The organism is Prevotella sp. P5-126 (assembly GCF_002251185.1).
Lineage (GTDB): Bacteria > Bacteroidota > Bacteroidia > Bacteroidales > Bacteroidaceae > Prevotella.
Genome location: NZ_NPIZ01000087.1, coordinates 1 through 12846, shown reverse-complemented (window position 1 = coordinate 12846; position 12846 = coordinate 1). Strand labels below are relative to the sequence as shown.

General features: G+C 48.9%; 10 protein-coding genes. 7 read left to right on the top strand and 3 right to left on the bottom strand.

The window, feature by feature from the left end:
- Nucleotides 1-94 precede the first annotated feature (94 nt).
- The 6 genes from CIK90_RS09900 (at nt 95) to CIK90_RS09880 (ending at nt 7543) form a co-directional block, all read left to right on the top strand.
- Nucleotides 95-1945, top strand: coding sequence for a 2-oxoacid:acceptor oxidoreductase subunit alpha (locus CIK90_RS09900; protein WP_094447582.1), 1851 nt, complete (start codon nt 95-97; stop codon nt 1943-1945).
- 6 nt (nt 1946-1951) lie between these two features.
- The gene (locus CIK90_RS09895; RefSeq protein ID WP_094390953.1) at nt 1952-2959 is read left to right on the top strand and encodes a 2-oxoacid:ferredoxin oxidoreductase subunit beta; all 1008 of its coding nucleotides are present in this window, start codon (nt 1952-1954) and stop codon (nt 2957-2959) included.
- 31 nt (nt 2960-2990) lie between these two features.
- The gene (locus CIK90_RS14240; RefSeq protein WP_158216055.1) at nt 2991-3137 is read left to right on the top strand and encodes a hypothetical protein; all 147 of its coding nucleotides are present in this window, start codon (nt 2991-2993) and stop codon (nt 3135-3137) included.
- 600 nt (nt 3138-3737) lie between these two features.
- Nucleotides 3738-4838 carry a redox-regulated ATPase YchF gene (ychF, locus tag CIK90_RS09890; RefSeq protein ID WP_094465157.1) on the top strand — a complete coding sequence of 367 codons (1101 nt, stop codon included), beginning with the start codon at nt 3738-3740 and terminating at the stop codon, nt 4836-4838.
- Nucleotides 4839-4913: 75 nt separating this feature from the next.
- Complete coding sequence (lgt, locus tag CIK90_RS09885; RefSeq protein WP_094434993.1) at nt 4914-5732, top strand: prolipoprotein diacylglyceryl transferase; 819 nt, start codon at nt 4914-4916, stop codon at nt 5730-5732.
- Between the two features lie 5 nt (nt 5733-5737).
- A complete protein-coding gene (locus CIK90_RS09880; protein ID WP_094465155.1) occupies nt 5738-7543 on the top strand; it encodes a HAMP domain-containing sensor histidine kinase in 1806 nt (601 codons plus the stop codon).
- Nucleotides 7544-7606: 63 nt separating this feature from the next.
- Here the strand turns inward: CIK90_RS09880 and mutS are convergent, their stop codons facing one another.
- The 3 genes from mutS to CIK90_RS09865 are packed head-to-tail and all read right to left on the bottom strand — an operon-like array spanning nt 7607 to nt 11948.
- Nucleotides 7607-10228 carry a DNA mismatch repair protein MutS gene (mutS, locus tag CIK90_RS09875; RefSeq protein WP_094465177.1) on the bottom strand — a complete coding sequence of 874 codons (2622 nt, stop codon included), beginning with the start codon at nt 10226-10228 and terminating at the stop codon, nt 7607-7609.
- Nucleotides 10229-10250: 22 nt separating this feature from the next.
- Nucleotides 10251-10676 (bottom strand): SufE family protein, encoded by a 426-nt coding sequence (locus CIK90_RS09870; RefSeq protein ID WP_094434989.1) that lies wholly within the window; start codon nt 10674-10676, stop codon nt 10251-10253.
- Nucleotides 10677-10697: 21 nt separating this feature from the next.
- Nucleotides 10698-11948, bottom strand: a complete 1251-nt coding sequence (locus CIK90_RS09865; RefSeq protein WP_094465153.1) for a peptidase U32 family protein — start codon at nt 11946-11948, stop codon at nt 10698-10700.
- A 331-nt stretch (nt 11949-12279) separates the two neighbouring features.
- Here CIK90_RS09865 and CIK90_RS09860 point away from each other — a divergent pair.
- A partial coding sequence (locus CIK90_RS09860) for a magnesium chelatase domain-containing protein (RefSeq protein WP_305775592.1) occupies nt 12280-12846 on the top strand: 567 nt, incomplete at its 3' end.

Below are 12846 nucleotides of genomic sequence, written 5' to 3'. Positions count from 1 at the left end.
GCGCAAAAAACAAAATATATATGCTTTTCTTTTTGTTATTCCGCTTTTAATCGTACCTTTGCAAACACATTTAGCAATTTAGATTTTTATTTTTATGGCTGAAGAATTAGAAATCAAGGAGCTCGACCAGGTAGTCGTACGCTTCTCGGGTGATTCCGGTGACGGTATGCAGTTGGCCGGAAACATCTTTTCTACGGTGAGCGCCACCGTAGGTAATGGTATTTCCACTTTCCCAGATTATCCGGCAGATATCCGTGCCCCACAAGGCTCGCTGACCGGTGTCAGCGGATTCCAGGTTCACATCGGTGCTGGCAAGGTCTATACCCCTGGTGATCAGTGTGACGTGCTTGTAGCCATGAACGCTGCAGCGCTGAAGACACAGCTGAAGTATGCCAAGCCCCAAGCCACCATCATCATCGACACCGATTCATTCGGTCCAAAGGACTTGGAGAAAGCACAGTTTGCCACTCCCGACTATCTCGGCGAACTCCATGTAGATCCCGATCGTGTCATCCAGTGCCCGCTCACCACTATGGTGAAAGCGTGTCTGGCAGAAAGTGGCATGGACAACAAAGCCATTCTGAAGTGTCGCAACATGTTTGCGCTGGGTTTGGTTTGCTGGCTCTTCAACCGCGACTTGAACCTCGTTGCCAATTTCTTGCGTGAGAAATTCGCCAAGAAACCTGCCATTGCCGAGAACAATATCAAGGTGGTGCAGGCTGGTTACGACTACGGTCACAATACCCATTCATCCGTACCGGCTACCTATCGCATCGAATCAAAGACCAAGGTGCCCGGACGCTATATGGATATCACGGGTAACAAGGCTACTGCCTACGGTCTTATTGCTGCTGCCGAAAAGGCAGGTCTGCATCTCTTCTTAGGCAGTTACCCTATCACTCCAGCCACAGATATTCTTCACGAACTGTCGAAACACAAGTCATGCGGTGTCATCACCGTACAGTGTGAAGACGAAATCAGCGGATGCGCTTCAGCCATCGGTGCTTCGTTTGCCGGAGCATTGGCTGCTACCAGCACCTCCGGACCTGGTGTATGTCTGAAGAGCGAAGCGATGAACTTGGCAGTGATCGACGAGTTGCCACTGGTTATCATCGATGTACAGCGTGGCGGTCCTTCTACAGGTCTGCCCACCAAGAGTGAGCAAACCGACTTGCTGCAAGCTCTCTTCGGCAGAAACGGTGAGAGTCCAATGCCCGTTATTGCCGCACTGAGCCCCACAGACTGCTTTGACGCCGCCTACGAGGCAGCAAAGATAGCGCTCGAACATCTGACTCCCGTCATCCTGCTCACCGATGCTTTCATCGCCAACGGATCTGCTGCTTGGAAGTTGCCAACCATGGAGGGGCTCCAAGCCATTAAGCCTCACTACGTAACTCCTGAGATGAAGGGCCACTATACCCCATACTTCCGCGACGAAGAAACAAAGGTTCGCTACTGGGCAATCCCCGGACAGGAGGGCTACACCCATATCCTTGGCGGACTGGAGAAGGACGGTAATACCGGTGCCATCTCTACAGATCCTGAAAACCATGACCACATGTGTCGTCTGCGTGCCGAGAAGGTGGCTAAAATCCCCGTTCCCGACTTGCAGGTACTGGGCGACAAAGACGATGCCGACCTGCTCATCGTAGGTTTCGGATCTACTTACGGTCACCTTGTAAGTGCGATGCAGGAACTGCAAGCCAAAGGCTACAAAGTGGCACAAGCCCAGTTCAAATATGTCAACCCACTGCCTAAGAACACGGCAGAGGTACTCTCGAAATATAAGAAAGTGGTCATTGCCGAGCAGAACCTCGGCCAGTTGGCTACTTGGCTGCGTGCCAATGTAGATGGCTTAGTGCCCTACCAGTTCAATCAGGTAAAGGGACAGCCATTTGTAGTGGCAGAATTGGTAAAGGCATTTGAGGACATTTTAAAGAAGTAAAGCGTTATGAGTGAATATACATTCCAAGACTATAAGAAGGGACAGCCACGTTGGTGTCCGGGTTGCGGCGACCATTTCTTCCTGGCGTCGCTCCATAAAGCCATGGCAGAAGTGGGTGTTGCACCCCACAACATGGCAGTCATATCGGGTATCGGTTGCTCCAGCCGTCTGCCCTATTACGTAAACACCTATGCCATGCAGACCATCCACGGTCGTGCTGCAGCTATTGCTACTGGTGCGAAAGTGGCTAACCCAGACCTCTGCATCTGGCAGGTCAGTGGCGACGGTGACGGTCTTGCCATCGGCGGTAACCACTTCATTCATGCCATGCGTCGTAACATCGACCTCAACATGATTCTGCTCAACAACCGCATCTACGGTTTGACAAAAGGTCAGTACTCGCCCACCTCACCCCGTGGCTTCGTTTCTAAGTCGAGCCCCTATGGCACGGTAGAGGATCCATTCCGCCCCGCTGAACTCTGTTTCGGTGCTCGCGGTCACTTCTTTGCCCGTAGCGTTGCCACTGATGCTGCCGAGACTCAGGACATCCTGAAGGCTGCTTACCAGCACAAGGGTGCTGCCGTTTGCGAGATTCTGCAAAACTGCGTTATCTTCAACGACGGTTGCCACGAGTCGGTATATACCAAGGAAGGCCGCAAGAAGAACGCTATTTATGTGCGCCACGGCGAGAAACTCGTGTTCGGTGAGAACAACGAATTTGGTCTGGTGCAGGAAGGTTTCGGCCTGAAGGTCGTGAAAATCGGCGAAAACGGCTATACTCTCGATGATGTATTGGTACACGATGCCCATTGTGAGGACAACACCCTGCAGTTGAAGTTGGCTATGATGTCCAACGAAAACGGCTTCCCCATCGCCCTCGGTGTTATCCGCGACGTTGACGCACCTACTTACGACGAGTCGGTACACGTACAGCTCGATGAGGTGTCAAAGCAGAAGAAGTATCACAACTTTGCCGAACTGCTCGAAACCAACGACATCTGGGAAGTGAAATAAAACGCACTGACACCCTATAACCATCAACGATATGGGGCTGCAACAGCATTCGTGCCTGTTGCAGCCCTTGTTGTTGGACTGCATCCTCCCACTAACTACCGTAAGCACGGCATTTCCCGTGCTCTCCTATGGTGCATCGGTTTTCATCGTCTCTCCACAATCTTCTGCCCCCACATGACACAACAAGGCATAAAACAACCGTTTCCAAGTCATCTTCCAAAAGCCACATAATCTGCTAACCACCACCACTTTGCAACACTACAAAAGGCACATTCCTCAGCAAATCAATTTGAATTGGTCAGCAAATCAATTTGAATTGCTCAGCAAATCAATTTGAATTGCTCAGCAAATCAATTTGAATTGGTCAGCAAATCAATTTGAATTGCTCAGCAAATCAATTTGAATTGGTCAGCAAATCAATTTGAATTGGTCAGCAAATCAATTTGAATTGCCATCAAACATAAGTGACATGGGCAGGTAATGATGCCACCACACAGCAGCAATGTATAGGACAAAAACACGTCATGCCCTATTCCTTGCTTGACAGCACAACCTCTTCATGCAGAAAAAGTATTACCAAAACGCTTTATCTTGACATTTTTTAACCAGCATTTTCCAATAATTCCCCTGTTAACTTGAATTCACGCCGACATATGACCACCATAATTGCGCCATCTGTTATACTATTTGTGCAAAATTGATAATTATTCCGTTTTTTGTTTGGCAATTAGCCGATTTATTGATAAATTTGCACTAAAATAGAAATAAACGAAGAACTATGTCTTTAAAATGTGGTATAGTGGGACTTCCAAATGTGGGTAAGTCCACTCTTTTCAACTGCCTGTCAAGTGCAAAAGCTCAGGCTGCCAATTTTCCATTCTGCACGATAGAACCCAACGTCGGAGTAATCACAGTACCCGACGAGCGACTCACCAAACTTGCTGAGATAGTACACCCAGGACGCATCGTACCCGCTACTTGTGAAATAGTGGATATTGCAGGACTGGTAAAAGGAGCATCCAAGGGAGAAGGACTCGGTAATAAATTTCTGGGCAACATCCGCGAGACTGATGCCATCATCCACGTGCTCCGCTGCTTTGAAGATGATAACATCACCCACGTAGATGGCACCATCGACCCCATCCGCGACAAAGAAATCATCGACACCGAACTGCAGTTGAAAGACCTGGAGACCATCGAGAGCCGTTTGGCAAAAACCGAAAAGGCTGCCGCTGCAGGCAATAAAGATGCAAAAATAGAGGTGACTGTGCTCAAAGCCTATAAGGAAGTGCTCGACCAAGGAAAGAACGCACGCATCGTAGAGTTTGAGAGCAAAGACGAACAAGACTGCGCGCACAACCTCTTCCTGCTGACTGCAAAGCCCGTGCTCTATGTGTGCAACGTCAGCGAATCGGATGCCAAAGAGGGCAACGACTACACCCGACGTGTTGAAGCACTGGCACAGGAGGAAGGTGCCGAAGCCATGGTGATAGCCGCCAAGACCGAGGAAGACATTGCCGAACTGGAATCATACGAGGACAAACAGATGTTCTTGGAAGAACTCGGACTGGAAGAGAGCGGTGTGAACCGACTCATCAAGAAAGCCTACTCCCTGTTGAACCTCGAAACATTCATCACCGCCGGAGAAATGGAAGTCAAGGCATGGACCTACCACAAAGGATGGAAAGCACCACAATGTGCCGGAGTTATCCATACTGACTTTGAGAAAGGATTCATCCGTGCAGAGGTCATCAAATACGACGACTATATCCAGTATGGATCGGAAGCCGCTGTACGCGAAGCCGGAAAAATGGGCATTGAAGGCAAGGAATACATCGTGCAGGATGGTGACATCATGCACTTCCGCTTCAATGTATAAGTCATGGCGCCCCTTTCCATGAAAGGTGGCGCAACGGACACTCACTCATTGATTACTTAAATTCATCTACGAGACATGCTTAACCTTATCAACTTCATTGTCTGGAACCCCAGCATCTCATTCGGACCATTCCGCTGGTATTCCCTATGCTGGCTTCTCGGACTGGCGCTGGCCTATTTCACCGTGCGCCGCCTCTATCGCGAACAGCACATCAAAGACGAGTATTTTGATCCGCTATTCTTTTACTGCTTCGTGGGAATACTTGTCGGAGCACGTCTCGGCCACTGCATCTTCTATCAACCCGACTATTTCCTCACCAGCGGAAAGGGATTCGTAGAGATGTTGCTGCCCATCCATTTCATGGCAGATGGCGGATGGAAGTTCACGGGCTACGAAGGTCTCGCCTCCCACGGAGGTACCCTCGGACTGATGATAGCCCTCTGGCTCTATGTGAAGCGCACCAAACTCAGCATCTGGACCGTACTCGACAATATCGCAATAGCTACGGGTGTGACCGCCTGCTTTATCCGACTCGGCAACTTGATGAACTCCGAAATCATCGGAAAGGTTACCGATGTGCCCTGGGCATTCATCTTTGAGCGCGTCGATTCAGCACCACGCCACCCTGGACAACTCTATGAAGCGATTGCCTACGCCATTCTCTTTGCCATCATGTGGCCACTCCATAAGCGCATGACAAACCGCATCGGAACCGGTTGGTTCTTTGGATTCTGTCTGACATACATATTCACTTTCCGTTTCTTCATAGAATACACGAAAGAAGTGCAAGAGGCCTTCGAGGCTTCGCTACCGCTCGACATGGGACAAATCCTGTCCATCCCCTTCATTATCATCGGCATCTGCTGCATGTTCAGAAAACCTAAAAAGGAATAGCCACTATGCGAAACCTGCTCCTTCTCATCATCCTGTCACTGTGTGGAAGTATCACTACACAAGCGTCACACCATTCGCAAGATACTGCCTATGTAAAAATGACACTCCACTACTTTGACCTCTACCAAAAAGGCAAAGACGAGCAGGAGTATTACAAAGCGGCAAAGCAGATGAAAGACTATCTGCTGGACCACAATGATAAGGAGCTATATTATACCATTCGCAGTCAGGAAGTGATTTTCGATGCCAATCTGGGCAAGACCTACAGAGCCTTGCAGAAGGTGAACACCATTCTGAAAGACATCGAACAGGAGAAAAACAAAGACTCCTATTTACAACTCATCGACTACACGCTCGGCAGCATTTACCACCTGAGAGGCAACTACCGACTGGCAGAATACTACTATAAGAAAGCCAATGAGAAATGCGCACCAACGGATTCACCGTCGCGCATGGACATCTATTCGCAGATGGCAGAACTAAAACTCGTTGGTTCGCCTAAAGAAGCAGACCAGTGGATAGAGAAACTGGGCGATCTCACCCGTGCCAGCCATAATCCAGAATACCACAAAGCCTATCTCATACTAAAAGGAAAACTATACTTCTATCATAAAGACAGATGGAGCTTTGATAAAATCTATCGGGATTTCTTCAGTATTCAAAGAAAACATCCCGAATTTGACAACAACGGTGTGGCACTCATGAAAGCCATGAATCTGGCTTTCTCAGGCGACTATCAATCAGCACTGCAGTTGATCAATGCCGACAACAACGAGATTGAAGCAATCGACAAACCGGGAGTGCGCATCCAAATCTACAAGATGATGGATCGCTATGACCTTGCCCTTGATGAATTTCGCAAGATTAAAATGCGTCGCGACTCGCTGGATACCGACATGCTCTTCGACAGTATGAGCGAAATAGATACGCAGATGTCGATCTATAACCGTACCAAATACATGGCAGACAAGAACCGCAAGATGTTGACAGCATCGCTCTTTACCATCTGCGTCATGCTCACTCTGGCACTCATATCCATCATCTACCACCATCTGATGCGCCGCCGCTATCAGAAAACCATCGAGCAAAAGAACAGTGAACTCAGTGTGGCACTGGAGCAAGCCACGGAGTCGGACCGTATGAAGACAGCATTTATCGAACATGTCAGCCATGAGATACGCACACCACTCAATATCATTACAGGATATGTGCAACTCATCGGCAATCCAGAATACGAAATATCGCCCGAAGAACATACGGAGATGGTGAACAGCATCAATGAGAATAGCAACATGATCACCACCATATTCAACGAATTGCTCGATATTGCACAATACAGCAGCAATAAAAAGTTTGTTTGTGAGGATATGGTAAACGTTGGAAGTTTCTTAAAAACCATCATCGGAGATGCTGAAGAAAAGAACAAGGGACGACTGCAACTGATTGCCGAGAACACCGAGCCAGACGACTTCACCATCAAGACCAATAAGATTGCACTGTGTCGTGTGCTCTCACAACTGATGGACAATGCCATCAAATTTACGAAGAGTGGATCGGTAACACTCGGTTTCCATGCCGACAAAGCGTCGAAGACCTTACAGTTTACCGTTACCGATACAGGTATCGGCATACCGTTGGCTCATCAAGAAAAGGTGTTCGACAGATTCTACAAAGTAGATCTGTTCAAACAGGGATTCGGTCTCGGACTCCCCATTTGCCGCAAAGTCAGCGAACTGCTTGGTGGTTCAATTGTGGTTGACAAAGACTACGTTGGCGGTGCACGCTTCATCCTTACACTGCCCATGCTGTAAGGATGAAACGCCACGGCTATGTTTTCAAACAAAGACTTTTCTGATTTTCAGATACGGAATCGTTTATTTCCCAGAAACGATTCTACGGATTTCGTTCAGTTTGTTGAGTGCCTCAACGGGGGTAAGGTTGTTGATGTCCAACCCTAATATCTCATCGCGAATCTGACAAAGCACAGGGTCGTCGAGTTGGAAAAACGACAACTGCATGCCTTCCCTGCTATCGGCAATAGCCGCAGTAGGCTTACCTGCCGTGCCCACTTGCGCATTGTCTGCCTCCAGTTGTTGAAGAATCACGTTGGCACGCTTCACAATGGACTTCGGCATACCGGCTATTTCTGCCACATGGATACCGAATGAATGTTCCGAACCGCCCTTCATCAGTTTGCGCAGGAATATCACTTTGCCATCCTTCTCCTTCACACTCACATTATAGTTGCAGATGCGTTTGAAGTTTTTCTCCATCTCGTTCAACTCATGATAATGGGTGGCAAAGAGCGTGCGAGCCTGTGCGCGCTGGTTTTCATGCAGATATTCCACAATAGCCCATGCTATTGAGATACCGTCGTAAGTACTCGTTCCACGTCCCAGCTCGTCAAAGAGCACCAGTGACCGTGGTGTAACATTATTCAATATATTAGACGCCTCGGTCATTTCCACCATAAAGGTAGATTCGCCGAGCGACAGATTATCGCTGGCACCGACACGGGTGAATATCTTATCCACCAATCCTATATGTGCACTGTCTGCCGGTACAAAGCTTCCCATCTGTGCCATGAGCACGATAAGGGCGGTCTGGCGGAGCAAAGCCGACTTACCTGCCATATTTGGACCGGTGATAATCATAATCTGTTGACGTTCGCGATCCAAGTGAATATCGTTGGGCACGAAATGTTCGCCTATCGGGAGTTGCTGTTCTATCACGGGGTGACGACCCTGACGGATGTCGATCACATCGGTTTCGTCGATGACCGGTCGCACATAATGGTTTTCCTCAGCCACCTTGGCTGCCGACAACAGGCAGTCGAGATAGGCCACCACCTGTGCATTGGTCTGCAGTTGTGGGATGATATCCTGCAAGGCTGTGACCAGTTCGGCAAAGAGCCGTTGTTCAAGTGAAAGGATTTTATCCTCCGCACCGAGTATCTTCTCTTCGTATTCCTTCAGTTCCTGGGTGATGTAACGTTCGGCTTGCGCCAGCGTTTGCTTGCGAATCCAGTCGGCAGGCACCTTGTCTTTATAGGTGTTGCGCACCTCCAGATAATAGCCAAACACATTGTTATAGCCGATTTTCAACGAAGCAATTCCCGTCAATTCTGTTTCGCGCTCCTGTATCTTCATCAGGTAGTCCTTACCCGAATAAGCAATATTGCGCAAGTCATCGAGTTCAGTATTGACGCCAGAGCTTATCACCCCACCGCGTTGCACCAGTTGTGGCGGATCGTTGTTCACTTCGCGTTCTATTCTATCGCGCAGTTCTTCACACAACTGCAGTTGGCGCCCTACCCGCACAATAGCGTCATTGTCGGCAGACAGACAGGCCTGTTTGATGGGAGATATGGCTTGCAAAGCAGTTTTCAACTGCACCACTTCGCGAGGTGAAACCTTTCCTGTAGCCACTTTGGAGGCAATGCGCTCCAAGTCGCCGATGCGCTGCAACTGATCATCCACACACTGTCTGAACTCCGGTTGACGGAAGAAATAATCCACCACATCAAGTCGTTCGTTGATGCGCTTAGGATCTTTCAACGGAAAGACGACCCATCTACGCAACTGGCGACCGCCCATCGGCGATACGGTGCGGTCTATCACCGACAGCAATGACTTACCGTCTTCCTGCATCGTGCCCAACAGTTCGAGCGACCGTACGGTAAACTTATCCAAGCGCACATAGCGGTCTTCCTCAATACGGTTCAGCGATGTGACATGTGAGATATGGTTATGGAGGGTCTGTTCCAGATACTGAAGGATGGCACCGGCAGCCACCATGCCGCTTTTCAAATGGTCAACACCGAAGCCTTTCATCGACTTCACATGGAAATGGCGCAGCAGTTTCTGTTGTGCAGCCTGTTCGGTAAACACCCAGTCTTCCATTTCAAAGGTACAAAGCCGCACACCGAAGTTGCGTTCAAATTCAGCTTTGCGGTTGTGGTTATAGAGCACCTCCTTCGGTTGGAAGTTGGACATGAGTTTCTCCACATAGTCGGCAGTGCCTTCACCGGTAAGGAATTCGCCCGTTGAGATATCGAGGAAAGCCACACCGCATAGTCCTTTACCGAAATGTACAGCAGCCAGGAAGTTGTTTTCCTTATAGTTCAGCACATTATCCTGCATGGCAACACCCGGTGTCACCAGTTCGGTAATGCCACGCTTCACCAGTTTTTTGGTCAACTTCGGGTCTTCCAACTGGTCGCAGATAGCCACACGCATACCTGCACGAATGAGTTTCGGCAGATAAGTATCGAGTGCATGATGCGGGAAGCCCGCCATGGCATCGCCTTTGGCGCCTGCACCGTTGTTTCGGTGAGTCAAAGTGATGCCCAACACCTGCGAGGCAGTGATGGCATCGTCGCAATAGGTCTCATAAAAGTCACCGCAACGAAACAGCAAGAGTGCCTCAGGGTGCTTTGCCTTGAGGTCGAAAAACTGTTTCATCATCGGTGTGAGTTCCTTTTCTTTCTTTGCCATCGTCGTCAGTCTTTTATTGTGTTTATCCTTGTTCTTTAGTGCGGAATGCCAATGCATACATACGCATCTGTTTCACCATAGCCAGCAAACCGTTGCTGCGAGTGGGTGACAGATGCTCTTTCAGTCCTATCTGCTCTATGAAATACAGGTCTGCATCGAGTATTTCCTGCGGTGTATGTCCGCTGAGCACACGGATGAGCAATGCCACAATACCTTTCACGATAAGTGCATCGCTCTCTGCCGTAAAGGTAATGATGCCGTCGGCATAGTCAGCCTGTAGCCACACACGGCTTTGACAACCGTCTATCAGGTTGCTTTCCACCTTATAGCGCTCATCGAGGGGTGCTTGTTCGTTGCCCAAGTCGATCAGCAGTTGATATTTGTCCATCCAGTCGTCGAAACCGGAAAACTCATCGATAATCTCGTCTTGAATTTCGTTGATGGTCATAAATATATATTATAGGTGTGTTTAATCTTCGTTGTTTTTGATAATCTTAAAGAGTTTATCGCTGGGGCGCACCTTCTCTGGAACTTTGAACGATACGCGAGTGCCTTTCTGTGCGGTTGTCACGGCATGGGTATCGTCATGGATTTCCTCTACCGTCACATAGAGTGCGCCAGTGGTAGGACCGGTGATGAGCATCTTGTCGCCTACTGAGAACTCGCAAGCCTCGCATGAGAACTCGGCAACACCAAGTTTCGAGAAGTATTTCATGCCCTTGCCCACATACACTTTGCGCTCTGTGGCACACGATCCGTAATGGCTGTTCCACTCTCCAAGGCGCTGTCCTTGATAGTATCCGTCCCAGAAACCGCGGTTGAAAACGGTAGCAAGGCGTTCGTCCCAGTCATCCTTCTTCTCCTCGGTAAATGTTCCGTCGAGGACACTCTGAATGGCTTCCTTATAACATTCCACTACAGTTTTGACATATTCGGGACCGCGGGCACGACCTTCAATCTTAAACACACGGACGCCACTCTTCATCATTCTGTCGATGAAGCGCACGGTCTTCAGGTCTTTCGGACTCATGATATACTTATTATCTATCTCCAGTTCGATGCCTGTCTCCCGATCGGTCACCAGGTAAGAGCGGCGGCAGATCTGCATACACTCACCGCGATTGGCAGAGCGTCCGGTATTGTCAAGACTCATATAGCACTTGCCGCTGATTGCCATGCACAAGGCGCCATGACAGAACATCTCGATACGGATCTGTTGTCCGCTCGGTCCGCAGATGTGCTGTTCTTCTATCTGCTGATAGATTTCAGCCACCTGGTCGAGGTTCAACTCGCGTGCCAATACCACTACATCGGCAAACTGGGCATAGAATTTCAATGCCTCGATATTCGAAATGTTCAGTTGGGTAGAGAGATGTACCTCTTGCCCGATACGGTTGCAATAGGTCATCACCGCCACATCCGATGCGATCACTGCAGAAATGCCAGCCTCTTTGGCAGCATCCACAATCTCGTGCATGAGCGGAATATCCTCACCATAGATGATGGTATTGACCGTGAGATAGGTCTTTACCCCTTGTGCATTGCATGTTGCAGCGATTTCCCGCAGGTCGTCGATAGTAAATGCCGATGCGCTGTGAGCACGCATATTGAGTTTCTCGATGCCGAAATACACCGAGTCTGCTCCGGCTTTTAGTGCCGCAGCCAGCGAGTCATGACCACCCACAGGAGCCATGATTTCATAGTCAGCTATCTGGTTCATGGGTGCAAAATTACAATAAAATAGGTGGATAACAAAATGAAAAGTCATTTTTATCCTCAATCGGTCATCAGATTTCAATTCTGACGGAACACACTTACGAAAGAAACGGAAATATCATACCGTCCTGCTATTTCAGCAGAAGAGTAGTTGGATAGGACTGACAAGGTACTTACCTACCACTTCTTGCTGTGTAACAATATTATGTGGGAAGAATATTGTGGATTTGCATAATTTTGCTTAACTTTGTGACCACAATCAGACTGTGCCGGATGATGACCGGCATGGCAACGTACTTTTCAGTACATCAATAACGCTACAAAGAACTATAAATATGTTAGTCAATACCTTTTGTGCCGCCGTCAACGGACTTGAAGTGACCACGGTAAAAGTAGAAGTGAGCATGACTCGCGGAGTGCAATTCCACCTGACGGGACTTGCCGATACTGCTGTGCGTGAGAGCTATGACAGAATCAGGGCGGCACTACAGAACAACGGACTGAAGATGCCGATGATGGACATCACCGCCAATCTATCGCCTGCCGATATCAAAAAGGAGGGTAGCGGCTATGACTTGCCATTGGCTATCGGTATTCTGGCGGCAAGCGGAAAGGTTGACGGGAGTCGGCTGAATGATTACATGATGGTGGGTGAGTTGGGACTTGACGGCAGGTTGCAACCCATACGCGGTGCACTTCCCATAGCCATTCGGGCACGCGCCGAACATTTCAAAGGTCTTATCGTGCCGAAACAGAACATCCGCGAAGCGGCTGTGGTCAACCAAATAGAGGTGTATGGCATGGAAACCCTCATCGATGTCGCCAATTTCTTCAATGGTTCATCGGAGATAGCCCCTACGGTTATCGATACGCGCAAAGAGTTTTATGAACAGCAATCACAG